This window comes from bacterium (assembly GCA_021159335.1).
Classification (GTDB): domain Bacteria; phylum UBP14; class UBA6098; order B30-G16; family B30-G16; genus JAGGRZ01.
The window spans coordinates 1-26,703 of the sequence record JAGGRZ010000021.1; the positions used below are offsets into that span (position 1 = coordinate 1).

At 46.0% G+C, this 26,703-nt stretch carries 21 protein-coding genes; 4 read left to right on the plus strand and 17 right to left on the minus strand.

The genetic code is table 11. The features are described 5' to 3' along the window. The first annotated feature begins 129 nt into the window (after nucleotides 1-129). The 3 genes from rfaE2 to J7J62_01330 are packed head-to-tail and all read left to right on the plus strand — an operon-like array spanning nucleotide 130 to nucleotide 3,184. Nucleotides 130-624 (plus strand): D-glycero-beta-D-manno-heptose 1-phosphate adenylyltransferase, encoded by a 495-nt coding sequence (gene rfaE2 / locus J7J62_01320; protein MCD6123799.1) that lies wholly within the window; start codon nucleotides 130-132, stop codon nucleotides 622-624. After that, nucleotides 608-1,087, plus strand: coding sequence for an NYN domain-containing protein (locus tag J7J62_01325; GenBank protein ID MCD6123800.1), 480 nt, complete (start codon nucleotides 608-610; stop codon nucleotides 1,085-1,087). The genes rfaE2 and J7J62_01325 overlap by 17 nt, the downstream gene beginning before the upstream one ends. A 3-nt stretch (nucleotides 1,088-1,090) precedes the next feature. After that, nucleotides 1,091-3,184, plus strand: coding sequence for a BatA and WFA domain-containing protein (locus J7J62_01330; protein ID MCD6123801.1), 2,094 nt, complete (start codon nucleotides 1,091-1,093; stop codon nucleotides 3,182-3,184). Nucleotides 3,185-3,277: 93 nt separating this feature from the next. Here J7J62_01330 and J7J62_01335 read toward each other — a convergent pair whose 3' ends face one another. Further along, on the minus strand, nucleotides 3,278-5,494 hold the full coding sequence (locus J7J62_01335) for a PBP1A family penicillin-binding protein (protein MCD6123802.1): 2,217 nt from the start codon (nucleotides 5,492-5,494) through the stop codon (nucleotides 3,278-3,280). Between the two features lie 71 nt (nucleotides 5,495-5,565). Between J7J62_01335 and J7J62_01340 the strand changes: the two genes are divergently transcribed. Beyond that, nucleotides 5,566-7,929 carry a phenylalanine--tRNA ligase subunit beta gene (locus tag J7J62_01340; GenBank protein MCD6123803.1) on the plus strand — a complete coding sequence of 788 codons (2,364 nt, stop codon included), beginning with the start codon at nucleotides 5,566-5,568 and terminating at the stop codon, nucleotides 7,927-7,929. Nucleotides 7,930-7,941: 12 nt separating this feature from the next. Here J7J62_01340 and J7J62_01345 read toward each other — a convergent pair whose 3' ends face one another. The 16 genes from J7J62_01345 to maf all read right to left on the minus strand — a co-directional run bounded on the left by J7J62_01345 (nucleotide 7,942) and on the right by maf (nucleotide 26,473). After that, a complete protein-coding gene (locus tag J7J62_01345) occupies nucleotides 7,942-9,021 on the minus strand; it encodes a glycosyltransferase family 9 protein (GenBank protein ID MCD6123804.1) in 1,080 nt (359 codons plus the stop codon). Between the two features lie 89 nt (nucleotides 9,022-9,110). Next, nucleotides 9,111-10,625 carry a hypothetical protein gene (locus tag J7J62_01350; GenBank protein MCD6123805.1) on the minus strand — a complete coding sequence of 505 codons (1,515 nt, stop codon included), beginning with the start codon at nucleotides 10,623-10,625 and terminating at the stop codon, nucleotides 9,111-9,113. Further along, the gene (locus J7J62_01355; GenBank protein MCD6123806.1) at nucleotides 10,622-11,389 is read right to left on the minus strand and encodes an ABC transporter ATP-binding protein; all 768 of its coding nucleotides are present in this window, start codon (nucleotides 11,387-11,389) and stop codon (nucleotides 10,622-10,624) included. The genes J7J62_01350 and J7J62_01355 overlap by 4 nt, the downstream gene beginning before the upstream one ends. Nucleotides 11,390-11,587: 198 nt before the next feature. Then, complete coding sequence (locus J7J62_01360) at nucleotides 11,588-12,460, minus strand: NAD(+)/NADH kinase (protein ID MCD6123807.1); 873 nt, start codon at nucleotides 12,458-12,460, stop codon at nucleotides 11,588-11,590. A 60-nt stretch (nucleotides 12,461-12,520) separates the two neighbouring features. Beyond that, nucleotides 12,521-13,123, minus strand: a complete 603-nt coding sequence (locus J7J62_01365; protein ID MCD6123808.1) for an epoxyqueuosine reductase QueH — start codon at nucleotides 13,121-13,123, stop codon at nucleotides 12,521-12,523. Between the two features lie 36 nt (nucleotides 13,124-13,159). Further along, entirely contained in the window at nucleotides 13,160-13,675 is a 516-nt protein-coding gene (locus J7J62_01370; GenBank protein ID MCD6123809.1) for a hypothetical protein, read from the minus strand. Next, on the minus strand, nucleotides 13,672-15,564 hold the full coding sequence (locus J7J62_01375) for a 1-deoxy-D-xylulose-5-phosphate synthase (GenBank protein ID MCD6123810.1): 1,893 nt from the start codon (nucleotides 15,562-15,564) through the stop codon (nucleotides 13,672-13,674). The genes J7J62_01370 and J7J62_01375 overlap by 4 nt, the downstream gene beginning before the upstream one ends. A gap of 3 nt (nucleotides 15,565-15,567) precedes the next feature. After that, a complete protein-coding gene (locus J7J62_01380; GenBank protein MCD6123811.1) occupies nucleotides 15,568-16,449 on the minus strand; it encodes a polyprenyl synthetase family protein in 882 nt (293 codons plus the stop codon). 2 nt (nucleotides 16,450-16,451) lie between these two features. Next, the gene (locus J7J62_01385; GenBank protein MCD6123812.1) at nucleotides 16,452-18,386 is read right to left on the minus strand and encodes a hypothetical protein; all 1,935 of its coding nucleotides are present in this window, start codon (nucleotides 18,384-18,386) and stop codon (nucleotides 16,452-16,454) included. 73 nt (nucleotides 18,387-18,459) lie between these two features. Further along, a complete protein-coding gene (gene lpxD, locus J7J62_01390) occupies nucleotides 18,460-19,464 on the minus strand; it encodes a UDP-3-O-(3-hydroxymyristoyl)glucosamine N-acyltransferase (protein ID MCD6123813.1) in 1,005 nt (334 codons plus the stop codon). 2 nt (nucleotides 19,465-19,466) lie between these two features. Next, nucleotides 19,467-19,991 carry an OmpH family outer membrane protein gene (locus J7J62_01395; GenBank protein MCD6123814.1) on the minus strand — a complete coding sequence of 175 codons (525 nt, stop codon included), beginning with the start codon at nucleotides 19,989-19,991 and terminating at the stop codon, nucleotides 19,467-19,469. Between the two features lie 18 nt (nucleotides 19,992-20,009). Beyond that, nucleotides 20,010-20,957: a flippase-like domain-containing protein gene (locus tag J7J62_01400; GenBank protein MCD6123815.1), complete on the minus strand. Its 948-nt coding sequence runs from the start codon at nucleotides 20,955-20,957 to the stop codon at nucleotides 20,010-20,012. Continuing rightward, a complete protein-coding gene (locus J7J62_01405; protein ID MCD6123816.1) occupies nucleotides 20,944-23,415 on the minus strand; it encodes a YfhO family protein in 2,472 nt (823 codons plus the stop codon). The genes J7J62_01400 and J7J62_01405 overlap by 14 nt, the downstream gene beginning before the upstream one ends. Before the next feature lie 15 nt (nucleotides 23,416-23,430). Then, nucleotides 23,431-24,786: a phosphomannomutase/phosphoglucomutase gene (locus J7J62_01410; protein MCD6123817.1), complete on the minus strand. Its 1,356-nt coding sequence runs from the start codon at nucleotides 24,784-24,786 to the stop codon at nucleotides 23,431-23,433. Nucleotides 24,787-24,800: 14 nt separating this feature from the next. Continuing rightward, complete coding sequence (locus tag J7J62_01415) at nucleotides 24,801-25,871, minus strand: helix-turn-helix domain-containing protein (GenBank protein MCD6123818.1); 1,071 nt, start codon at nucleotides 25,869-25,871, stop codon at nucleotides 24,801-24,803. Continuing rightward, on the minus strand, nucleotides 25,868-26,473 hold the full coding sequence (maf, locus tag J7J62_01420; GenBank protein MCD6123819.1) for a septum formation protein Maf: 606 nt from the start codon (nucleotides 26,471-26,473) through the stop codon (nucleotides 25,868-25,870). The genes J7J62_01415 and maf overlap by 4 nt, the downstream gene beginning before the upstream one ends. Nucleotides 26,474-26,703 lie beyond the last annotated feature (230 nt).

Below are 26,703 nucleotides of genomic sequence, written 5' to 3' on the forward strand. Positions count from 1 at the left end.
CTATTATAGACCTCCTTTTGAAAAGAACGGTTTACAGAAATTTATGTCAAAAAAGTTAACTTTTCACAAGCTAAAATACCATTTATCTAAAAAAACATTATATTATTACAATGGAATTTGCGAGGAATTATGGATTCACCAGAGGGAAAAATTTATCGAAATGTTGATGACTTAAAGGTGGTGCTTTCGCGCCTGCGCGAACAGGGCAAAAAAATAGTTTTTACCAACGGTTGCTTCGACATAGTTCATTGTGGGCACTGCGAATACTTGTACAAAGCTCGTCAGCTTGGCGACTTCCTCGTGGTGGGTGTTAACTCCGACAAAAGCGTTAGAGGGCTTAAAGGCGCGGGAAGACCGATAATAGACCTTGAGGGAAGAATGTATGTCCTTGCGTGCTTTTACTTCGTTGATGCTGTGATACCTTTCGATGAGCCAACGCCCATAAAGCTAATTCTTGCTATTCGACCCGACATTCTTGTTAAAGGCGCTGATTACGAGATAGACGAGATAGTAGGAGCAAAAGAAGTAATGGGATGGGGCGGAAAAGTGGAGAGAATACCACTTGTAGAGGGCTATTCAACATCAGAAATAATAAAGAAAATAAAGAATGAAATACCTGATTGATGGACACAATTTTATCTTCACTCAAGATAGCTTTTTTCTACAACCACATGAACGGGGCAGAGTGGCGGAACTGGTTAATGCTGTTGACGCCTACATTGCGAGACATCCCTCGATAAATGCTGAAATAGTTCTCGACAGCTCCGTTAAAGGCACGGTTACCAACAAGCGAGTCAAAGGCAGACGCGCAAAGGTTACTTACGCTACCAGAACACGCGACGCCGACCAGTACATCATCCTAATGGTTCAGAAAGCCGAAAATCCACGCCAAATAACTGTGGTTTCGTCTGACAAAGAGGTTATAAGAGCATGCAGGCAGGCTGGTGCGCAAACTATGAGTTGCGAAAGATTCGCAAAACTAATATCTTTGGGGTCGAAAACGGCGGAGACAGAAGCAGAAAAACCGCCTCCGCCGAGCTCAAAAGAAGAAATAAAGGAATGGAAGAAATTCTTTAATCTGGAATAAACTATGTTAACATTCATCAATTCATATTTGCTGCCGCTTCTTTCGCTTGCTGCGTTGCCGATACTCATACATCTCTTCTCGCGCAGAAAACTGAAAAAACAACCGTTTTCGGACCTGAGATTCCTCGAGGAGATACAGCGCAAAAGGATGAGAAGAATAAAACTTCGCCAATGGATCTTATTAATCATAAGGACTTTAGCCGTGTTCTTTATCGCAGCGGCGTTCACACGACCAGCAATAAAAGGTGTTCATTTCGGAGGGGTAGGTGCGCACGAGAGAACAGCCGTGGCAATACTAATTGATAATTCCTACTCAACATCAGCCACTCTCGGCAGCGCCGATGTATTCGCACACGAGAAATCGGTCGCGAAAAAGATTCTTAGCACCCTGCGCGAGGGCGATGCTGCCGCCGTAGCAACATTTTCTGAAAAAGTGCGATGGCTAACGCCCAAGCCGAGCCGATTTTTTGCTAACCTGTCCGCAATAATAGATACTGTAACCATCTCTGACGAGGGCACAAATATCTCAAAAGCCGTGGAAGATGCTGTAAAAATTCTTGGGGACTACCATGCACCGAATTACGAGATATATCTGCTCACCGACGATTGCGCAATCGGCTGGCGAAAAGGAGTCATTCACCATCCTGACAATATGAGAGTTTATGTTTTCCCGTTTTCGCCTGATAGAACCGATAATCGCGCCATAACTAAAGTGGAATTTCCTGCACAGTTTCTTGAGATAGGAACACCTTTCGAGCTATCTGTAAGACTTACCAATTACGGCAAAAAACCCGCTGAAAATCTTCTTTGCTGGCTCGTTGTCGACGGGGAGAAGAAGTCGCAGACAACGGTAACACTTCCCCCTGGTGCAAGCATAGATGTAAAGCTCTCAGCTCAGGTGGAAAGAGGCGGGTTGCACTGGGGGTATGCTGCCATAAGTGAGGACAATCCACTCGTGGATAACAGGCGATACTTCACATTTAAGATACCGAAACAGGTGCGCGTGCTTATTGTTGGTCGCCCTGAGTTAAGGCAATACATAAAGCTGGCGCTCGCTCCAGAGGGAGAGTCGAAGTTCTTTAAAATTTCAGAGGTCAGTGAGTCACAACTCGGACAAAAAAACCTCGAGGAATTCGACATCGTGATATACATAGGTCCCAAAAGTCCAACGGACATAGCCCTTGGAAGGCTTAGGGCATTCGTTTCAGGCGGCGGTGGACTTGTTGTTATGCCTGACGAACCTTCTGCGCAAAATTCCGAGAAATTAAAGCAAATTCTTTCGAAATTCTCACCACAGCTTAGCCTCGATGTTGTCGGCGATACTGCATCGCTTGCCATGGTCGGATTCGGCAAAGCTGACTTTGGTCATCCAATACTTTCCGTTTTCGCTGAGACTGGTGTCCCGGATGCCGGCTTCAAAAAAATCGTCAGGATTGTTCCCTATGAAGGCAACACGATTCTTCACTTTGCCAACGATATGCCAGCGATGTCCGAGGTTAATCTCGGGGATGGACGAGTATTGCTTTGCGGGTTTAGCCCCGAGCCATCGTGGGGAAACCTTATCCTATCGGGCTTTTTCGTGCCGTTCGTTCACAGGAGTTGCCAATATTTGGCGTCCGATGTCGCAGCTTTCGATGTGGGCTACATGGTGGGCGGAAATGGCTTGAAAACTCTCGAGGACTACGAATCCGACGAGCCGCTTAAAGTCATCTTTCCCGACGGGCGAGCGAAATTTGTTGCTCCGCGCTTCTTGGGCGGGAAAGCAACAGTAATAATCGATAACCTTCCAAAGGCAGGAATATACTGGATAGTAGCGGGGAACGACACTATCTCAGCGTTCGCGGCTAATGTGAATACAGAGGAGAGCAACCTTGAACCTCTTACCCCCGCCGAGAAAAAACGAATAAATGTGGTTTGGTTAAACTCGGAAGGGAACATCGAAAAGCAGGTTCTTCAGACCAAATTTGGCGTTGAGCTTGCGCGACCATTGCTGGTGCTTGCGCTTCTTCTTCTGGCTGCTGAGATGATAATCGAGACAAGCTGGCGGAAGAAGAGGAGTAAAGTCGGCGCAAAAACTGCCACAGAAACCGAAAAGTAGGACATGCTGGTTAAAGGGAGACTGCCAGCAAGAAGCACATAAAAAGCCTGAGGACTTTAGACGACAGGTTTTATCGGCGCAGAAAATGGTATTTTACAGTCCTTTCCGCTTTTTCCTTTTTGGACCCACCTGGTCGATATTGGCAGGAGGAATGCTTTCAGTTGGTGGTTGATAGAACATCTTCTCGCGCAATGTGTCCTCGGGAGTGTGAGTAAGATCACAGTATTCGTGAGGCACCGGGTTTTTGCGCAGAAACACCTCATGAAGCACTGGGCAACGCTTGGTAGCAAGCTTGTGTGAGACACGGCAAATGTCGAGGAACACCACCTCTCCATACGGTATGTCGAAACTATCCTTCTCGGTGGGCGATGTAGGATGAGCTGCTATCATAAGCTTCGTCCATATAGGCAGTGCGCCGCGGGACCCTGTTATACCTTCCCCTATAGATGTCATATCGTCGAAACCAACCCTTACTCCCGCCGTCATGTCCTTGGTGAACCCAATGAACCAAGCATCTGTGTAGTCGTTCGTTGTTCCAGTTTTGCCGCCTGCAGGATGTAGAAATCCAAACAGCCTCGCAGCGTGTCCGGTGCCAAAGTCTATAACGCTTTGAAGCATTGATACCATGACATAAGCCGTTCCCTTGCTCAGGACCTCCTTTTTCTCTGGCTGTTCGCGATAGATAATCGCACCATCGCGATCGACTATTCTATCTATCGCTACAGGGGTTATTTTCACACCCTGATTCGGGAAAACGGAGAAAGCTGTGACTATATCCCACAATTTCACACCACTTGAACCCATTGTTATAGATAGAACCGGGTCAAGAAAAGTTGTTATCCCCATTCTATGGGCATATTGGACAACAGTTTTAGGACCTACCATCTCACAAAGTCTTACTGACGCTAAATTCCGCGAATGCGCCAACGCCTCGCGAAGAGTTATCTTGCCAAGATACTTTCTATCGTAGTTCTCAGGGCGCCATTCTCCACCATCAGCCTTGGGCCAGACTCCGGGAACATCGTCTATCCAATCACACGGCTGCATGCCGTTATCGATAGCAGCAGTATATACAAACGGCTTAAAAGCCGAGCCTGGCTGTCTTATAGCCTGCGTTACTCTGTTAAACTGGCTTTGTTTAAAGTCCTTTCCGCCCACCATAACGAGAATCCGTCCCGTCCCATTCTGAACCGCGAATACCGCACCGTTTATCTGCTTCCATACGCGAACCGAATCACCAGTTGTGCTATCGTAAACCATCATGGTGTATTCTGGGTCGTCGGGATGATGAAGCACCTCGACTCGCCGCTGAAGCATCCGCAACCTGCCGCGAAGTGTGTCCTCTGCTACCTTTTGAAGTTTATAGTTGAGAGTCGTATAAATCGTTATACCCCCGGAGTAGAGAACATCCTCGCCAAACTTTGCCGCAACTTTTCTCCTGACGAAGTCCACGAAGTAGGGGGCTTTCCAGCTTTCACCGCGAACTTTTTTAGGCATAACGAAAGGCAGGGCAAGAAGTGAATCCAGATTATCTATAGGACACACATCTTTCATTACATCACTTTTCGCCATAAGCTTTAAAACGAGGTTTCGGCGCCTGACAGCTCTTCTTGGGTCTCTGAGATAGTATGACGGTGCCCTAAGCAAACCCACCAGAAACGCAGCTTCAGCAGGTCCCAGCTCCGACGCATCCTTGCCGAAAAATGTTTGTGCCGCTGCCTGAACGCCATAACACCCCTTGCCCATGTAGCTTTGATTAATGTATAGTTCAAGGATTTCATACTTGGTATACCTGTGCTCAAGCCTTATAGCTGTTAGTGCTTCTTTTATCTTTCGCGTGAGTATCTTTTGTCTTGTCAGGAAAAGGTCTCTTGCGAGCTGTTGAGTTATCGTGCTTCCGCCCTGAATAATCCTTCCTGCCCTTATATTCGCTATTAACGCACCAAAAATACGCTTTAGGTCTATTCCCCAATGATGATAAAAATTCCTATCCTCAGTGGACAGAAGTGCTTTTATGAAGCACGGAGAGACATCATCAAGTGATACCCAAATTCTCTTCTCACCTGCGAACTCGGCGAGAAGTTCACCGTCAGCGGAATAAACTCTGCTTACTATCGGAGGTCTGTATTCCTCAAGAACCCGCGGGTCGGGAAGCTCCGGCGCGTAAAGAATGTAAGCCAAGGTCAAAAGGAGTCCTGGTATAATTATACCCAATACTATGCCCCAGAACAGAAAAAGCAATGCGGTCTTTAATTTGAACGGTCCTCGTGCCCTCGGTCGGAACCGCTGTATGCGAAGCCTGTGGTTCATAGTCAAATATTATTTGATAAGGGTTTATTTTGCAATTATTATTTGTAGCAATAAAAATCAAGGGGATTGGAATGCGGGCTTCGTATAACATGCTTCGTGAGCTAATCGAGTTCGAGCTCACACCGGAACAGCTCGCCCACGAGCTAACGATGACGGGAACAGAAGTGGAGTCGATAATAAGACCCTCGGAGTGGATATCTGGCGTGGTAGCTGCCAAAATAACGGAAATAAAGACAAACACACCCCGGGAAGGTCTCTCGGTTTGCACAGTCTTCGACGGCGAAAAAAATTATCAAACAATAACAGGCGCGCCACTCGCCCAAAAAGCTATATCGGTCGCCTTTGCCAAACCTGGCGCAAAAATTTTTGGAGAAAAAAAGATAGGTATAATCGAGATAGACGGCGTGAAAAGCGAGGGCATGGTATGTTCAGGGGTCGAGCTGGGACTCGGCGCACCGAAAGACAGGCTATATCATCTCCCACCTGACACAAAGCTTGGCGAGGATGTGGCAAGGCTTCTCGGATACGAGGATATTATATTCGAACTCGAAATAACACCGAATCGACCCGATTGCTATGGTCATTGGGGCTTGGCAAGGGAAATAGCTGCGATAACTGGAAAACCCTGGGAACCAGTAATCCCTCGGCCAAGAAATGTTCTTGAGGGTTTTGGCGATGTAGATGTGGAAATACGCACCGAGAACTGTCCGCGATACACCGGGCGACTCATAGAAGGTGTTACCGTTGCCGACTCGCCACCCTGGCTTGCGGGAAAACTGGCCATGCTTGGTATGCGACCAATAAACAATATCGTTGACATAACCAATTATGTTATGATGCTGACCGGACAGCCTATTCACGCCTTCGATGCGGATAAGCTTGGAAAAAAGATAGTGGTCAGGCAGGCTCGCGATAGCGAAACGATAACAACGCTTGAAGGGGAAAAACGCACGCTATCGCAGGAGATAATGGTAATAGCTGACGACAAAAAGCCTGTTGCCATAGCTGGAGTTATGGGTGGTCTGGAGACGGAGGTGGACGAATCAACCAAAAACATAATTGTCGAGGTGGCGTATTTTAAACCTGCCAGCGTGAGGCGGGCAAGAAAGCTTCTTGAGCTTAGCACCGAATCAGCTATACGGTTTGAGCGCGGAACTGACCCCCAAGCTCCACCAGTAGTGTCCGACATTGTAGCAAAGCTTGCGCAGGACATAGCAGAAGCAAAAAAGATATACAAAACTGTCGATATTTACCCCACACCAGTGGAACCCGCATTGGTCACGCTGACGGACAAAAAGGTTGAACGATTGCTTGGTGTAAAGGTTCCAAGGGAGGAATCGCGAAAAATTCTCGTGTGCCTCGGGCTTGACATAGCAGCTGAAAACGCAGGCGGAATAACCTTCCGGGTGCCCACATTCAGACCGGACCTTACTCGCGAGGTTGACCTCGTTGAAGAGGTCGCGCGAATATACAAACTTGAAAAAATTCAGCCCTCATTCAAAGCCAAAGGGCTTATTCATGTCGAAGTGCCGGATATACTGCGTCTGAAACGGTTGCTATCCGACCTACTTGTGGGACTTGGCTATTTTGATGCCCTCACAGACCCTCTTGGAAGGCGCGAAATCTTTGAACTTTTCGCGCAAAAACCGCTTGTGGAGCTTGTTAACCCGCTTTCCGAGGACCTTTCGGTTATGCGTCCGAACCCGCTACCAACACTTATAGCTGCGACGGCAAGAAACCTTAACAGAGGGATGCGGTCCGTCAGGCTTTTTGAGATCGACTACGGCTACGCAGCGAAAGAGCAATACGAGGAGGAACTTTACCTTGCCTTAGCGTGTGGCGGAATGCGCAACCCCATAGCATGGTGGAGCAAGGACGAGCCTATTGACCTTTTTGATGTGAAAGGCACGATTGAGTCAATACTTCGAAAGCTGGGAATTCAGTATCACTTTGTGGAGGCAAATTTGCCCTTTGCAGAGGATGGAACCGCCCTTGAGCTTATTGCTGAGGGTAAAAGCATTGGCTTTGTTGGAACACTTCGAAAAAATCTTTGGGAGAAGTTTGAACTTCGTCGTGATGTGCACTTCGGGCTGGTTGAGGTCGGACCGCTTCTTCCGTACTTTACAAGAGTAAGCCAGTATAAGCGATTCTCGCGATTCCCTGCGACGAGACGCGATGTTGCGTTGATACTCGACTCACAGGTTCGGGCGCAAACGGTTTTGGCAAGGGCTAAGGAACTCGCAAAAGACGCCGAAGAAGTGGGAATTTTTGATGTCTATGAGGGCAAGCCGATTCCTGCGGGTAAAAAATCCATCGGCATCTATTTTGTGTTCCGTGGAAAAGAGAGAACACTTACCGACAAGGAAGTCAACGAGCGGTTCGAGGCTGTGGTAAAAGAACTGTGCAGGATATTTAATGCTGAAATTAGAAAGTAAATTGTCAGGTTTTTATAGATTAAGTTCGATTATTAATTCATCGAATTTTGTCAGGATATCATCTATATTTATCCCGGCGAGTGAGTCGTAATCTGTTGATGCGACCCAGCGATACTTAACTCCCCATGGCAACCATCTTCTTCTGTTCCACTCGTTGGCGGTATACAGCGCAAGCGTGGGCACGCCGAATCCCGAGGCTATGTGCACAACGGATGTATCGGGCGTAACGATGAGGTTAAGCTTTTCGATTATCGCCGCTGCGTGAAGTATGTCTGGGCAAAGTGGACCAAGGTATGCTCCGCGAACCGCATCGCAAATTTCACGGGCAATTTTGGCATCTCTTGGCTCGTAAAGTATTACGGGCACGAATCCGCGGCGAAGAATGTGGCTCGCTATTCTTTTGTTGTCCTCAGCCGAGAGCATCCGAACGGCGAATCCTGCTGAAATGTTAAGTCCAATGAGTTTTTCTTTGGGCGCGCTAACTTTTGAGAAAAAATCCTCTGCGAATTTGCGCTCACGCTCGGATAGCATTATGCTTTTCGGAACTTCATCGATATCTATCGGGGCTATCGCGGAAAAAAGTGCCCTCATCTCATCCTGAATGTGCCAGAATTCGCCAACATCGACATAAACATTAAACGGCAGCTTTACATCTCTTTTGATTCTCACGCGCCACTTGGCACGGCTTGCTATGGCGAATGTCGTTGATGTTACCGATTCCTTTAGCTGCAAGTCCACGACCACATCGGGATGCCAACGGAACACCTCCCAAAGCGAGCGGAAAAACAGGTCGGGGCGTTTACGGTAGGTTATAAGATGATAATCGGGCTCATAACGAAGTAAAATCTTGTTGCGTAAGGATACTAATATGCCTATATCGGCATCGGGCAGCTTGCGCTTTATAGCGCGAAAAAAAGGGATTGTAACAGCCATGTCGCCTATTCTGTCGTGCCGCAGAAATAAAATCCTACGAGGCTTGTAGCAAGATGGGATGGATGAGAAAACTTGTTTTGGCTGGAATAACCCATAGATTTTTATCAAAAGCTTTCGCCCTGCTATTTCAGCGCGCTTGGTTATCGTTTTTCTCGCCATATCTTAAGTTATCAGGGTCAGGAAGCATTGCAAGGGTAAAAGAGGCTCAAAGTTTGTTTGCAAAATGTGTTGTTCGCGGTGCTTTGCCTTCACCTTTCGAGCCAATACTTTATCTTGTCCTCCCTAAGCTTCAGAACGCTAATTCCGGCAAGCAAGAAAGCAGCAAGCACGGAAAGCCATGCAACGGCGTTGAAGACTTTTAGATATGGTATTCCCTCGCTTTTGAGTAGTGGCAGGCTCGCTGCCCCGAGAAGTAAACTTACAACGATGTAGTAAAGTATCATCACCAAACCGAGCGCTTGTTTTGGAGGTATTGCATCCCGTTGAGGGTGGGTAAGCCATCGCCATTGTCCCCACAAAGAGACCCAGAAAATACATATAATAAGCGTAGCCTGAGCCTGAACAGTTAATATAGGGTGCATTAAGAGTTCCTGCACTATTAATCCCGCGATAATAAGCGTTATGGCTACGACGGATGTCAGAAGCAGTGCTCGCTGGATGATGACTTTGCGCCATACGACCGGAGCCGCACATAAGAGGTCTCGTGCTTTCGTGTCCAGCGAGAAAAGTTTTGCGCTTATAAGCGCTACATATTGAACAGCTATCATTCCACCCCACATTATGGAAGCCATTTTCGCCCTGTTAGGCATTGCTATACTCATTATGGCGAGGAATATAGCTGGCCCGAAGATTAACAAGAAATTTTGACCGTCGCGGATTGCTGCTACCGAATCGCGGAATAAAAAAGGTGACTTATGCAGGGACCACTTTATTTTTGCGCGTTTTCGCTCCCGAACTCTTATGGAAGAAACGCTGGTGGATATCTCGACACTATTTGCCATCCTGACGCTTAGTGCGAGCACAGAAAAGCCAATTCCCAAAGAAATAAATGCCCACAACGGGTCTGTAACGATGGCAGAAAGTCTGCCAATAACGCTTGTCTCCTTTGATATTAGCTGCTCAGCAAGACCTTTAAGAGCGGATTCGGAGTTGCTGCCAATGTATTTGGTAACAGTAGACCAGATAAGGAAATATATAACTACATTAATCATTAATGCCCACTTTGCCATCCGTGAGGTTCTGCCGCGCTGCCCTAAACTTAAAAGCACATTGGATGAGAGAAACGATATTCCCACGAGCAGGAAAAAGATAGCCAGAATCCCGATTAACGCCTCGATGGTTGGGCAAGCAATTAAGTAAGCAGCTGCGATGGCGATAAATATTATAAGTGGGAAAAATGCGGACACGCACGAGTTTATCAGCGATGATGCGATAAGCACGCTTCTTTTTACAGGCAGGTATACGAAAAAATGTATCGCTCCGCCGGGCGCAAAAATTTCGTTTGAAATGGTTGGCGTGAGCTGAATCAGGAACATTACTGCCACAACGAGCATAAGAGTTGTGAAAGATGTGGCGGCAGCCTGTGTTGATATTTTGCTTAGTCCCATAAAAAGCGGGATATACATGGACATGAACGCGGCAAACATTCCAAAAATGGCGACTACCGCGAGAGACAATATCGCCACATTCGATGACCTCGTGCGAAGCAAACCACGCAAAAATGACTTTATCCTTAATTTTGTTATGAGCCAGAATTCTCTCATAATGCATCGACTATTCTTGCTATTTCGTCTTCGTCTGCGCCAGTTATCTGCATGAATACTTGCTCAAGGTCACCTGACACGCCCGCCTTTTCCCTTAGCTCATCCATAGACCCTGTGGCAACTATTTTCCCTGAAAGAATAACGCTTATTCTATCGCATATTTTCTCTGCGATTTCGAGGATATGCGTGGTGAAGAATATAGCAGCGCCTTCGTCAGCCATGCGTCGAAGAATCATCTTCAAACCACGAGCACTATACGGGTCAAGCCCCGTCGTTGGCTCGTCCAAAAAAAGCACTTTCGGCTTGCGCATCAAGACTGAAGCCACGATAAGCTTCTGTCGCATCCCGTGCGAATAATCGTCAATAAAACCATCAAGATAGTCAATTTTTAGAAGTTCGCAAAGCTCGTCAAGCCTGTGCCAGCAACTTTTGTCGCATCTGTATATCGAGGCTATGAATTCTATAAATTCTCGCCCTTTTATGTATGGCAACTTTGGGGGTTCATCGGGGACAACCCCTATTTGCCTTTTTATAGCGAGCTCGTTGTCGTGCAGGTTTTCGCCGAGTATCTCTATTTCCCCTTCATCGGGGGTCAGGACACCGGTAAGAAGCTTTATCGTTGTTGTTTTTCCCGCGCCATTGGGTCCAAGGAATCCGTAGATTTCCCCTGCCCTAACATCGATGTCTATCCCGTCCACTGCGACAACGCTGCCGAATGTTTTCCTCAGTCCTCGCGCTTTTATCGCCGTTTTCTGGTCGTTCATCGCTTTACTTCTCCTTTTTCGAAGAAAATCCCGCGCTATTATTGCTATTTTTGCGCATTAGGTTAAAAATCAGCATTAGCAGAAATTTCACAAGTCAAATTTTGGCTTTACAGCGAGAAACTTAGGCATAAAAAGTTGGCTTTGCTATTTATCGAGTAAAACGGGTTTGGGGAGACCTAATTTTGCATGAATATTTTATCAAAAGCTTGTTAGCGGGGGAGGTCCCCAGCCTAATTTCGTTCGAAGGACATCGTAGAAAGTGCGTTTGTGATAGCTGACCAGCTTTGCCTTATATTCGGACCTTTTCACTATGACCTTTCCGCTTTCGCCCAGTATGAAACAAACCTGACCATCTACAGTAAGGTGAGGGAGGTTTTCCTTATCGTGGGTTTTGTATTCGATTTCTATTATCTCTTTGCTGCCCACTACGAGGGGTCTTATGGAGAGCGTGTAGGGTGCCAGCGCGGTTATGATGAAAGCATCAGTGTGGGGCGCCATTATAGCACCGCCCGCAGCCATTGAATAGGCGGTCGACCCCGTTGGAGTCGCGATAACTATACCATCGGCGTTTATATGGCTTACGAGCCTGCAAGAAACCGTTACACTAAGCGATAGAAGCCGAGGTGAGCCACCCTTGTCTATGGTTACCTCGTTCAGTCCGCAAAGAGGTTCATTCACGATGTTTGGTGCGAAAGCCTGTAACATCATGCGTTCCTCGATCTCATAGTTGCCGTCAACGATGCGAGGTATGGCTTCGGAGAATTCATCGGGCATTAGCTCGGTAAGAAATCCAAGCCGACCAAGGTTTACTCCAAGAAGCGGCACCCCGTATTTTGAGAATAGCCTCGCGGCAAGAAGCATAGTTCCGTCGCCGCCAAGGACTATTATCATGTCTGTTTTGCTTAGCTGCTCTATGCTTGCTTTGGGTCCCACCCTAAATTTCTCGGAGAGTTTTTCTTCGATAAGATATTCTGTGTTACCAAGGTTCTCTATTAGTCTTTTGAGCGCGTTCTGAACACTTCCTTTTTTAAGATTAGCGAATATTCCCACGGATTTTAGCTTCTTTCCCATTTCCTGCCTTCCATCTGCAAGTTAGCAATGCTAAAAATTATTTTAACAAAAATAGTGTGTTTACTGCTTTGTTTCCACAGATTTTTTGGGTCTCGGTTTCCATTCGAAGTGTTCGAGCACGAGGTCGGCATTTTTGTAGAATCTTTCGAGTTCGCTTATTATGCACCCGCAATATTGTTGTCTGTATAATTTGAATTTTCGGGAGAGTTTCAGTCCTCGGCTCCAGCCTTCTCGAAAATCGGCGTAGAAAAATTTTGTGCCAAACTTCTCAGCCAATTCCTCTCCAATCCTTTTTATGGATTCATGCCTCTGGTACTTGCTGTAAAGAAGGGTGGTCGTGAAAGCGTCAAAGTTGGCTTCTGCAGCATATCTGGCTGCTTGCGTCAACCTGAAGTGATAGCAAACATCGCAGCGATTAGCATTTTTTGGACGATTTATTATCGCCCTCAGATACGGAACGAGGTTGTAGATGTCTCTTTCGACAAGTGGAAAATCCATAATTCGGGAAAGCCTTCTCACCTCGTGCAATCTCTTTCTGTACTCAAGGTATGGGTGGATGTTTGGATTGTACCAGAATCCCGTTACTTCAACTCCTTTCTTTTTGAGATACTCAACAGGGTATGCAGCACATGGCGCACAACAAATGTGAAGGAGAACTTTCATGTTCCATTAGTGTCCGCTTCTTGCGCGGCGCGGTAACTAAAGGTTTCTTGCCACTCTTAGCGCGGCTTTGGCTGCCATATTCTCCCATCTCGTGCCGGCGAATATTACCTCTATTTCACGGTATTTTTTAAGCGCGGCACCATATCTTCCCGACATCTCAAGAACCCTTGCGCGAAGAAATTCTGTCTCAGCGCTCTTTGAGGGATAACCATTGAGTATGCGCATCAAACCATCAAAATCGTTATGTGATAGCTTATATTCGCCTATAAACCATATAGCTTTTTTGGCGAGTGAGTCATCAGGAGCTGTTCTTATAAGCGTCAAAAGCGAATTTATGGCGTTTGTCGTGTCGCCAGCTAAAATGAGTGAGTTTGCTTCTTTCCAAATTCTTTCCGCCTGTGACAATTGTTCGGTTTGGTTTTCGGCAGGAATTGGTTTTCCGGGAGTTGCTGGCACTTTTATTCTCTTTGAAGGGGCTTTCTGTGCCGCAGTCGTTCCCAAAAGAAGCCAAAAAACGGTTAAAAGCACTATTATAAATTGTTTCTGAGTCATCTTTTGCCCTTAAGCTTTGCTTCGGTGCCTTCAAAAATTTTTGTTATTATATTTGCTATTCCATCAGCATCGAGTCCGAGAATTTTAAGTAGTTCCTCACGCTTCCCGTGCAGGATGAATTTGTCTGGTATTGCGTGAATGACTACTTTTTCCTTCGGCACTCCGTGGGTCTGAGCGAAAGCGGCTACACCCTCGCCAAAACCGCCGATCGCGCAACCCTCCTCTACGGTTAGCACTATCTCGTGCGAATCCAAGAGGTCGGAAAGGAGTTTTTCATCCATGGGTTTTATGAACCGACAGTTTACCACCGTTGCCTTGATACCGAGTTTTTCCACTGCTTTTACGGCAGGGTTGACCATTGTTCCTACAGCGAGTATCAGGAGTTTTCCGTCGCCTTCGGAGATTACCTCCCACTTTCCGAAAGGTAGAACGATAGGCTCCCTTAATTTAACGCCTAATCCCTGTCCGCGAGGGTATCTTATCGTCCATGGAGAGTCGAACCGTTCGAGCGCGGTAAGAAGCAAGTCTCTAAGCTCCTGTTCGTCTTTTGGAGCTGTGACTACGATGCCCGGAATGTGTCTTAAGTAGGCGATGTCGAATACTCCATGATGTGTTGGTCCGTCCTCGCCAACAACGCCCGCGCGGTCGAGCGCAATTATAAGAGGAACGCGCTGAAGTGCTATGTCGTGTATTATCGGGTCGTAAGCTCGCTGCAGAAATGTGGAGTATATAGCTGCAACAGTTCTTCTTCCCTGAGCTGCTATAGCACCCCCAAATATTATTGCGTGTCCCTCGGCTATGCCGACATCGAAAAATCGCTCGGGGAATTTCTTGTGGAACATGTCGAGTCCGGTCCCGGTTTCCATGGCAGCGGTTATTGCCACTAAGTCCGTGTATCGCTCGCCAAATTGAACCATGGTTTCGCCGAATACTTTCGTATATGTGGGAGTTGATTTGACCTTTATAGGTTCACCAGTCTCCGGATTGAACTTACCCAATCCATGATAAGTGGTAGCATCTTTCTCGGCAGGGGTATAGCCCTTGCCTTTTTTAGTTAATATATGGAGCAGTTTAGGTTTCTTTATGGGTTTTATTTCCTCAAGAATAGTGATAAGCATTCGAATGTTGTGGCCATCCACGGGACCGTAGTACTCAAATCCAAGTTGTTCAAAGAACATGTTTGGAACTATAAGAGTTTTCAGGGCTTCGTCTATTTTTCTTCCCACATAACGGAGTTTTTTACCGATTTCTCCGAGGTGAGTTGTAAGGTTCCAGATGTAGGATTTAATGTTCTGGTATGTTCGGCTTGCAACCAATTTAGTGAAATATTTAGCCAGTGCGCCCACATTGGGTGAGATAGACATGGCGTTGTCGTTAAGTATAACGAGTATCTCTCGTTCGGATGCACCGGCATTGTTCAGTCCCTCGAATGCTAATCCGCCCGTCATAGAACCATCACCGACCACTGCCACAACATTGTAGTCCTCGCCCGCGAGGTCCCGGTGAGTGGCGAATCCGAGCGCCGCGGATATAGCTGTGCTCGCATGTCCTGCTCCCCAGAAGTCGTATTCGCTCTCATCCCGCTTAAGAAAACCTGATATCCCGCCAAGTTGACGCAATGTGTGAAACCTGTTTTTCCTTCCAGTAAGAATTTTGTAGCCGTAAGCCTGATGACCCACATCCCATATTATCTTGTCTTTTGGAAGGTCAAACACTCTTAGTAATGCTATGGTTAATTCTATGGTTCCCAGATTTGGTGCGAGGTGTCCCCCAGTTTTGGATACGGAATTTATAATGTACTCCCTGAGCTCACGAGCCAATTGCTCAAGCTCACTTACTGTCAGCGATTTAAGGTCCTCCGGGTAATTTACTCTATCAAGAATGCTCATATTTCAATATGACCTTTCTATTATGAAGTCAGCGAGCTCTATAAAAACCCTGTTATCATGGTCATCTGGAAGCGAACTTTTTGCTTTCTCTATTAGCTTTTTTGCGAGCTCGTAGGACTTATCCAATCCGATTACTCTCGGGTAGGTAGCCTTATCGAGCTCTATGTCCGCGCCAACCTTTTTGCCCAGTTTTTTCGTTTCTCCTTTTATGTCAAGAATGTCGTCAGTTATTTGAAATCCCAGACCAAAATTATATGCATAATTAGTTAAAGTGTCAAGTTCCTCTTTTTTCGCGCCCGCGAGCATTGCCCCTATTCGCACCGAAGCCACGAAAAGAGCGGCGGTCTTATGGGAATGTATGTATTTCACTGTCTCCTCATCTATAGGTCTTCCCTCCATGAGAATGTCCATCACCTGACCAGCAACGAGTCCATCACTTCCTATAGCCTGCGCTACCTCGAGAGGTATTTTTGGGTTTTCGGTTTTCGCCAGCCACTCGAATGCCAGTGCGTGAAGCGCATCGCCGGCAAGAACGGCTATGGATTCACCGAAAACTCTGTGGCATGTAGGTTTTCCGCGCCTGAGGTCGTCGTTATCCATAGCGGGGAGGTCATCATGTATTAGGGAGTAGGTATGAATGGCTTCTACTCCGCAAGCGGCGAGGTAAACTTTCTCAAGTTCGTTGCTGGATTGGTCACCGCCAGCCCACTCATATGCGGAAAGAACCATGAAAGGTCGCAGTCTTTTTCCGCCGGAAAACACACAGTATCGCAATGCTTGATGAAGAATAGCTGGCTTTTTTCCCGGGGGTGGAAGAAGCCTATCGAGCCACTCGTTTATGGCTTTCGCTTTTTTTGATAATTGTTCTTTAAGAAAAGGGGTCATCCCTATTTCGCCGCCATCCCGGCGGGAATAAGTTTCATTACTATTCCATTTTCTCCCACAGCCCAAATGTTGTTCTCGTTGAGGGCAAATATGGCGTAAAGGATGTTTTCCGTCATGCCTTCAGCCTGTCTGTACCATGTTTCTCCGCCGTCAGCAGTGTGAATTATGTAGCCGAAATTTCCCACCAACCAGCCAGTTTCATTGGACACGAATGCAAGGTCTCGGAAGTAGCCAAATATATTGGGTATAACTTCGTAGGCGTCCCATGTATTGCCGCCGTCTGTAGTTTTAAGAATGGTGTTGTCGCCACATATCCAGCCAATGCTGTTCGAGGTGAATTGAATTGAGCGCAACGCCGCCGGGGTGGGCGAATTTATTAATTCCCATGAGTTTCCGCCATCGGTAGTTTTAAGTATCGTGCCACCACTGCCGACCACAAATCCAGTGTTTTCATCGAAGAAGTACATGCCGAAGAGTTCAGCGTTAACATCGTTGGGAAGTTGCTCCCAATTTTCGCCGCGGTCAGTGGTTTTGAGTATTGCTCCGTTGGTTCCCACTGCGTAAGCAACATTTGTATTCACGAACAAAACTTTGTTAAGGCTCGTTATGTCTCCGTTAATTGTTATGTGGGATGTATCCACTTCTTCCCATGTCTCGCCTTTATCGTGTGAAATGAATATTTTGCCCATAGAGCCCACTATAACGCCGTCGTCAGCAGTTGCAAAAGATACGCTGGCGAGAGTTATGTCATACCTTGTCGGAACCTTCCTCTGAATTAGGGTGTATCCTCCGTCGTAAGTTTTGTAAACTCCTGCTTTTTTGCCGACGAATATGCCTTCGTTGGTGTTGAAGAAATACAGGTCGAGAAGTGTGACTGCAGTTCCAAAGTTTACGGGAATCCAGTTGTCCACGCCGTATCCTATTCTTAGAGCACCACCATATCGAATAGGGTCGTTTCCTGCTACAGCGAATATAGGTGGTGTAGCGTTGGGGATAACATCGAGCCTTTCCATTGAGCCGAAAACATTAAGGTCGTAAGTCCTTTCCCAAGTTTGGCCGCCATCCGTCGTTATTATTGCCACGCCATTATCGCCTACCGCTATTCCTTCATCTCCGACTATTGCTATGTCGTTAAGCACTGTCGTGACAGGTGTGGTTACCTCCACCCACTTCCATTCGGTGCTGTCTTCGCTAAGAGTTCGCTTCATTATTTTGCCGCCATCACCACAGATGAAGTAGTGGTCCTGATCTATCGCTGTCGCACCCGTGAAGCTCGGGTTTTCAAGGGCAAGCGATTCGGCATTCCATGTATTACCTCCATCAGAGGTAATGAAGACCCATTCGCCTGAAGTGGTTACTATCCCATGATTTCGGTCAGCAAAAGCCATTCTTCGTGCAGCGACCGTAAGCTCACTTACCAGATTAATTTCTTTTTCTGTCCATGTCGCCCCACCGTCGTTTGAGACAAGTAATCTTGAACCAGTTAATGCGTAGACTGTGTTTTCATCGATAAATTCGATATCCATTATAGTTTGAGTTCCTATGATATCGAGAGCTTTGGGCTCCCACGAGTTTCCGCCATCGGTGGTTCTAAAAAGGCTTGCTTTTCCGCCCAGAAGGCCAAGGTTTTCGTTGGCAAAATCGATGCATTCGATTCCATAGCCAAGAGTGTCCATGTAAATAATGCTATCTTCCTTCCAGCTTCTCCCTGCATCCGTTGATATGTAGAAAAATCCTCTTGCAGCGCCTGCTATGATGAACTGTCCGTTATTCGCTATAGCGCAGCAGCTTAATTCGGGCATCGATTCTGTGTATGTTCTTATTATAGTCCAGCTCGTGCCGTCTCTTGTGGGCTCGATTTTTTCCTCCCCAGGTTTTTCGCAACCAATAAGGATTAAAACCGAAGCCAGAATTAACGAATAAATTATTCTTCGCATGTTCCCTCCTTTAAAATCCTCGCAATTAAAAATAATAACTAAGGCTCCCCTTCACATCAAGAAAATTCGCCTATCACGATTTATTTTGCTTCTTAGTAAGCTTATCTATTATTTCGGGCAGCTTTTTTAAAGCAGCGAGTTGCTTTAAAGTCTCTCTTGCGCGCCGTGCTGGTGAACCGAAAAGAGTTATCCCCGATGGGAAAGACTTGTCCACGCCGGATTGTGCGTATATGGTTACATCGTCGCCAAGTTCTATGTGGTCTGATATTCCTGCTTGGCCACCTATCATGACTCTGTCGCCGATTTTTGTGCTTCCAGCTATCCCTGCCTGCCCCGATATGGAACAGTGCTTTCCTATAATAACATTATGCCCTATTTGAACGAGGTTATCTATTTTGGTTCCTGCGCCTATTATAGTGTTGTCCAGTGTGGCACGGTCTATGGTGGTATTGGCCCCTATCTCTACATCATCCTCTATTATCACGCTGCCAAGCTGAGGTATTTTGTTGAATCTACCGTTTTTGTTGCGAGTGTAACCGAAACCATCAGAGCCTATAACAGCCCCAGCATGGATTATCACTCTGTTGCCAATGGTTATACCGTCGTAGATGACCACATTGGGATAGATTTCGCAGTCATGGCCTATCTCCACGCCATCGCCAATCACTACACCAGCGTGGATGACACATCTGTCGCCTATTTTTGACTTTCCTATAACCACGAACGGCTCTATGCGGACATCTTTTCCTATCTCAGCCTCATCGGCTATGATTGCGAATTCAGAAATGGTAGGCTCGGTTTTTTTAGGAGGATTAAGAATTATCATAGCCTGCCTGAAACTCTCTGCGGGATCCTCGGAAAAAATGGCTGCAAAGTCAACATCTTTTGGGCAATCCTTCTCAGAAATTATTACCGCACCAGCTTTGGTGGTGAGAAGTTTCTTTAGAAGCCTCGGATTCGTGAAAAAGGACACGCATTTTTTATCGGCGCTCTCAAGAGAGGCTACTCGCTCTATTTCTGTTTCGGGGTCGCCTCTAAACTTTAAACCCAGCTTTTCTGCTAACTCTTTAAGCTTCATTTTTACTTTTCCGTTTTTAGTTCTTGCAGAAGTTCGTCCGTTATGTCCAACGATGGGTCAATGTATGCTATGCTACTGCCGTTTATGTCGAAAATAACGGTGTAGCCGTATTTATTGGCGATGTTAGTGAGCGCTCGGTTTATTTTTTCGTAGAGTGGTTTTGTTAGCTCTTGGTTTTTCTGGTCCGCCTTTCCGCCCTGCCCGAATATTGAAGCCAAAAACTCCTGGTATTTTTGCTGCTTTTCTTGAATGAGTCTTTGTTTTTCTATTCGCTTTTCCTCGGAAAGCATTAATTCCTGTCGCTGATATTCTTCCTGCATTTTCTTTATTTCATCCTCCATTTTCTGTGCCTGGTCCTGCCATTTGGCGACTATCTCATCGAACTTTGCCTGAGCATTTTTCCACTCGTCCCATTCGTTTCTAATCCTGTCCGAGTCGAAATATGCTATTTTGGCTTCGCCGGCTAAAAGCGGTGACAGCGCAAAGAATGCTACCATTATTCCAATGATAAAAATTGTCCTTCTCATCTTAAGCCTCCTTATTTGCTATTTTTCCTCAGCGTTAACGAAATCTTTCCGCTTTGCTCTATACAATATAACAATAAAAACATAAAAAGCCAACTCGGCTATCGTTATCCATAATCTTGAGCCTATAGAAATCACGGATTTCTGAGTTGCAGTCATCGAAGACGGGAGAAGAACAGCCATCGCACCCTCACGAATTCCGAGACCTGCCGGGACGAAAAATGAAATGTATCCGAGGAAATAAGCAAGCGTGAACGCACCCGTTATTTCTCTGAAAAGACTTATCATCGAGTTGCCATATATTGATGCAGCTGCTACCGCTATTCCGAAGCCAACCATTGTTTTACCAGCAAGATACATTGAAATAGTGAAAATTATGCGCCAACCGCTCAGGGTGGGGAATTCGTATCGTTTGCTTGGTCTGAATATCCTTAAAAAATTATATATGATAAAGTTTAGTATATTGGGATTTACTATAAAAAGAACGAGGAAAGCGACAAATATAGCTCCCCATTGAGATAGAAGGAGTCCCTGCCCGTAGTCGCACAGGAGGAAACCGAGTATCAGCGATGCTATAAGAAGGCATGCCTGAAGCAAGATAACTGATGTGAACGCCGTCATTGAGCTTATGTTGTATTTTTTTGCAAGGTATGCTAATATCGCCACGAACCACACCTTTCCAGGAATGTATTTTGCCAGCACAGGCAAGAAGAGAAGGATGAGCGCCTGAAAGTATGGAATTCTTACGCCGTATCCCTCCTCAAGAATTTTTCTCCAGGCAACAGCGGGAATAAGAAAACTTACCATTATTATGAACATGCCAAGAATCATGGTTGGGTAGTGCGCGGCAGCGAATGAATCAGCGACCTCGCGCCAGCTCGTCCCGAGACGCTTGAAAATGAAGTAGGCTATGATGATGGCTATGGCAAAACGGATTGCTATAACACCTATTTTTTTAAGCTTTTCCATCTATTGCTCGTTGATAAGCGCGCTTTATGCTTCTCGACCTTTTCCTAAAAATTGCAGGAACTACAAGGCAAATCAACACTATTATAGACGATGCTATGGAAACCAGAAGTGATTTCTTGACGAGAGGTGAGTGGTAGTAGAAATGAATAACATGAGGACCAGCCTTAAGAGGAACCCCAATGAATGAATAGTTAGCCCGTATTATTTTAAGCTTCTTGCCGTTTTCCTCGGCGTGCCAGGCCGGATACCAATTCTGCGATATGAATAGGATTCCGTCATATGGAAGATTGGTTTTTACGGTGAACTCGTTTTCTTTGTAGTCGGTTATGGTCCCCGTTACCCCTATGAACCACAGAGCTGAATCGGGCGATATTGTAGGTTGTGGAAATCCCGGGTCTTCCTCCAGCAAGACGGTGTTTCTATAGTTAACGAATGTGTCACTGTAAAAGCTTTCATGTCTGATTCTTTTTAGGACATCCTCGTGTTTCATAACCTCCCACTTGTGGAACGTGCGAACTCGCGGGAATGCTATTGTGTTGCGATATATAAGACCTGCATCTGTTTGCCCAACAAAGCTTAGATCCATGTATTCGGTGTCGAGAGGCTGCGGAGACAACAGATACTCGAAGTTGAGTATGTCCCAGAAATGTCTGTAAACTAAAAGCCATTGCGGTTGCTCGTGGCGTCCTGTGAATTCGTCATACCATCGGAGTTGGTTACCGTGCAATTCGCCAAGTGTTGTCACATCTATCCCATACGCACCGAGCTGAGTGTATTTCATCGTTTTAGGCAGCGCAAAAACTCTGAATGGTCCCTCTTTTTCTCTGCGCTGTTCGAAAAACTTTACAGTGCGGTTTTCAGGAAAGTATTTGCCTATATCGTCCGCTACTATGAATCGTCTATCAATACGCCAGAAGTCGATTGCTGTAGGTATGATCAAAAGCATAGCTATAAAGAGGGGAAAGAATTTTGATTTGCTGCTCGACCTAAGTTTTATGATAAGCGCGCCCAGTCCTATCCAGCAAAACACCAGACTTAGCACTGAGCTTTTAAGGAAGGTTTTAAAGTTGCTTGCCAGGGCTGAAACTTTGTATTGAATGTTGGTTGTTTGAGGGTTATAAACGCTTTTTATCCAGCTTTCGCAAAGTGGTTTGCCGAAGACGGCAAGTATAACGAAAAGTAGTGTCGCAGCCAACCCACCCCACAGAAGTCGATTTCGCCAGAGCTTTGTTTCCGCAGGTCCTTTAGAACTATGTTTTTTATGCGTTGATTTTTTAGCCTCAAGCGAGAAAATCTTGTCTACGGTGAAGGCGGCTGAGACGAAGAAGCAAAATGCAGCCACAAAAAGAGCGGTTTCGGGCGCACGAAAGTTCTTCACACCAGGGATGACATAGTAATAAATGTAGAAAAGCGGCGTCTGGGTGCCCATTGTGTATGTTAGAATGAAGGCGGAGAATACCCCCAATAGCCTAAGAAGCGGTTCCTTAAGGTAAAAGAAACCCAGCAGCCCGAGGATTACGATTATAAGCCCGAAGTAAAGAGAATTCAATCTGAAAAAGTTTCTTCCCCAATAGGAATTGTATTTTCCGACATTCATGCCGACGAAATCGGGGAAAACGATGGAGCCCATGTCCTCAGCGTTGAGCCGCCATGTGTTTGAATACTCTATGCCGCGCTTTTCAACATGAATGGTTCTTACTGAGTAATGCTTGAGATAATGATACGGCGGTATAAGCTGAATGGCGCTTATCCCAACGCCAAGGATGAGGAATATTAGGAAAAGGACAACCGCCTTTGAAGCCTTTTTGAAACCGTCGTCTTTGCTTTTTATCATTCGAATTATCCGGAAAAGAAATATCGCGGCAAGTAGCCACGAAAGAAAGTATGCGAGCTGCATGTGCGCGGTAAAAATAAGAAGCGCGTAACCTACAGAAAACAAAGCAAAATGCGTTATTTTTAGACTTTTCAGCGCCCTTTCGAGGAGTAGCACCATAAGCGGTGTCATGGACATTACAAATATTTTGCCGTCCTGGCCCGCGTAGCTAAGGGATACCATAACAGGCATGAGCATATATGCTATTGCCCCGAAAATGGCAGCCTCGATTCGCAACTTGTAGTGGCGCAGAAGGAGAAACATAAAAAGCCCTGCGAGAAATATGTGGAGTACGATGGTAATTCCGAACGAGCGATGTGGTGGCAGAAGAATTCTTATGGGTGCTATCAGAGGGGAGAATATCGCGCCGTGCATGGCTTCTATAAAGGGCATTCCACCATGAATGTAAGGGTCCCATAAGGGGAATGTATGGTATTTCAGTATGTGAGTTCGATAGAGTTTTACTCCATAATAGCCCATATCGAGGAAGTCGGTGCCGAAAAGAACTTTATTGGAGAATATGAAGTCCCCGTATAAAACGAGGACAATTATAAACATCAAAAGATAAGGCAGATATTTCTTCACATCTCGCCCCCTTACTTATTTGCATTCTTCGATTATCCCAAGTACCCAGTCCCTTTTCTCCTCCATGAGCTCCTTTGATGTTGCCTCGACATTAAGTCTTAACAATGGCTCTGTGTTTGATGGTCTTATGTTGAACCACCATTCCCCGAAGTCAAATGTTATACCATCAAGCCTATCCGCCTTCTGACCTGTGAGTTCCTCGACTTTCTTGGCTACACACTCGATGGTTCTCCATCTGTCGGAAACTCTCGTGTTTATCTCGCCGCTTCGGAAGTAATGGTCCATTTCCGCTATCAACTCTGACGGTTTCTTTTCCTCCTGGGAGAGGACATCGGTTGCCACAAGGAACGCTATCATGCCTGAGTCGGCATACCAGTGGTCTCTGAAGAAGTAATGACCGGAATGCTCGCCGCCGAAAATTGCGTTGTGCTGCCTCATAAGAGGCTTAAGAAACGCATGTCCAACGCGGCTTCTTACTGCTTTGCCTCCGTATTTTTCTATAATCTCATCCACTACTTTCGAGCATATAAGATTGTGGACTATCGTTGCCCCGGGTTCTATGGAAAGCATTTTCCTTGCTACCATGGCTACTATCATGTCTCCGCCTATGAACTCGCCGTGTTCGTCCACCATAAACATCCTATCCGCATCACCATCAAATATAACGCCGAAATCGCATTTGTGTTCCAGGACAGCTTGGCGTAAAGCCTCGCGATTTTTCTCGTCCATAGGGTCGGGAAGGTGATTGGGGAATCGTCCATCTGGTTCAAAAAATAGTTTTATAACCTTGAATGGAAGGTATTGAAGTAGGCGCTCAAGGACTATGCCAGCAACGCCGTTTGTAGCGTCTATGGCGATTTTAAATGGTAAAAGCTCATCGATGTTGATAAAGCTGAGGCAATGATTTATGTAGTCCTCGAGTATTTCCTTTGAGTGAACAGTTCCGGGGGTTTTTGCCGTTCTGAACTTGCCCGACATTACTATTTGTTTTATTTCCGGCAGTCCCTCATCGCCTGAGAGAGGTATGGCTTGAGCGCGCGATATTTTGAACCCATTGTATTCGGGAGGGTTATGTGATGCGGTAACCATAACCCCGCCATCGAACTCATACTTTCCGACGGCGAAATACATCGCATCTGTGGGTATAACGCCCATTATCACTACATCAGCGCCGGCATCCGTCATTCCGCGGATAAGGGCTCGTTCAAGAGCGGGCGATGAGACCCTGACATCTCTGCCCACCGCTATCAATTGACCGCGGATAACATTAACTATGGCACCACCGATAAGATAAGCTATTTCCTCGTTAAGCTGGTCAGGGTAGGTGCCTCTGATGTCGTACGCTTTGAATATTCGTTCGTCTACTCTCATTTTCCCTCCATTTTTTACTCACCTTTTGGCGGTGGAATAATTGTTTTGCGGGTTTTGGGTGGTATAATTCTTGGTCTGGTGGATTTTTGCTGAGTTTCCTTTTTTGTAGTTGTCTTCCTTCTCGTTTTTGGCCGTCTTTTTTTGATAGGTTTTTCAGGGGGCGGTTTTGGAGTTTTTAGCGACTCTGGTGCAGCAGATTCAATCCGTTGACCATAGGCTGAGCTTATACCGGGTGGCAGTGGTTGATAACCTTCTATGTACTGGAGAATGTTGTCGCGCCTCAGGTCGATGGGCTGTCCGTAAGGAATGTTAAGGGGGGCGAGGTCGAAGCCATTAACGCTTATTTTTAGTGCTCCCGGGTTGCTCGACTCCATGTATATAGCGTCTTTAACGCGCCATACCTTTGTTTGTCCCGTTCCGAGTTTGCCCTTGAATGCAAGCTTATAATCCCTTTCCACATAGAGGTCTACTGGTTCTCTTGCCCTGACGACGAATGTTAGCGATTCAGCTCGCGCGAGTGCTCTTGCTGGGTTGACGCTATCTATGGAAATTCGTATCTCTTGAGCTATCTCGTGGTCGTAAGGGGCTTTTGCCATGTGGTAGATTAGTGTATCGGGTGATACAGCTTCTATGGCGTAGCTCGGCGGGGTTTCCTTACGGCTGATTGATACTACTATGATTATTCCTGCAAGGATTATTATGAATCCTATAATGTATATTATGACCGGGACTGCGCGCAGGGAGTGCCAGACATCGTGCATGGTTACTTTATGCTCCTCGACGGTCTCCGGAAGAGCTGACACATCGCCCACGATGTTTATTCTTTTCGGCTGTTTCGCCTTTTTGGGTGATTCTTTTTTTGCTTCAAGGAATTTTTGATAAAGCTCATCTGCTGATACACCGAAATAATTTGCAAGAGTTTTCAGTATTCCCCTGACATACACATCCGGGGGCAGGAGCTCGAACTGGTCGTTTTCCAGCGCGGAAAGGACTTTTGGACTTATTTTTGTCTCGTCGCAGATTTGCTCGATGGTTATCCCTTTTTCCTCGCGTAGCTTTTTTATGTATTCAGAGAGTTCGCTCAACTAAGCTCCTTTATCAAAGTTAACCTTTCTATTTTAAATTTTTCCAAAAGTTTAGTCAAGCGCAAAAGGGGCAGTCCTACTACATTGTAAAAGCATCCATCGACTTTCTCGACAAGCAGCGCACCGAATTTTTGTATACCATAAGCTCCAGCCTTGTCCATCGGTTCCCCGGATGCGATGTATGCGTCTATCTCCTCATCGCTTAGCTCGGAGAACTTGACTCTTGTTGACTCGACATCGGATTCTATTCTCATTTGGGGCACACTCATTGCTGCGAGTCCTGTGTAAACCGTGTGCCATTTTCCTGAAAGCATCCTTAAAAACTTTCTCGCCTCGTTTTCGGTTCGTGGTTTTCCAAGAATTTTGCCATCTATGTAAACTATCGTGTCGAATCCCAGAACTATTCCACAAGCATTTTTCGGCAGTATCGCTGATTTAACTTTTTTTATCGCGAGGAGGCGAGCGAATTGCGCTGGGTCACTCGTGAATATGTCTGGCGTCTCGCTTTTCCCTCGCTTAACACACTCAAACGGCAACCCCAACCGACTAAGAAGCTCTATCCTTCGCGGTGAATCGGATGCTAAGTAGAACTTCGGAAGCATGGTTTCCTCGTTTTTTGGTTCAAATTTTCTTCAGCGAAAGATAGTTCATTAAATAAAATTCTGCAACAGACTAATTATTTTTGGTTGTTGGGATTTAAATTTTTTGTTTTTATCTTGACATCATCGATGGAATCGATATAAATATTATAAAACCAAACAAACAAAGGGGGGAATGATGAAAGGTAAAGCGTTGGTGTTGTTTGTTTTCGTTGGTTTGGCTCTTGCGCAGT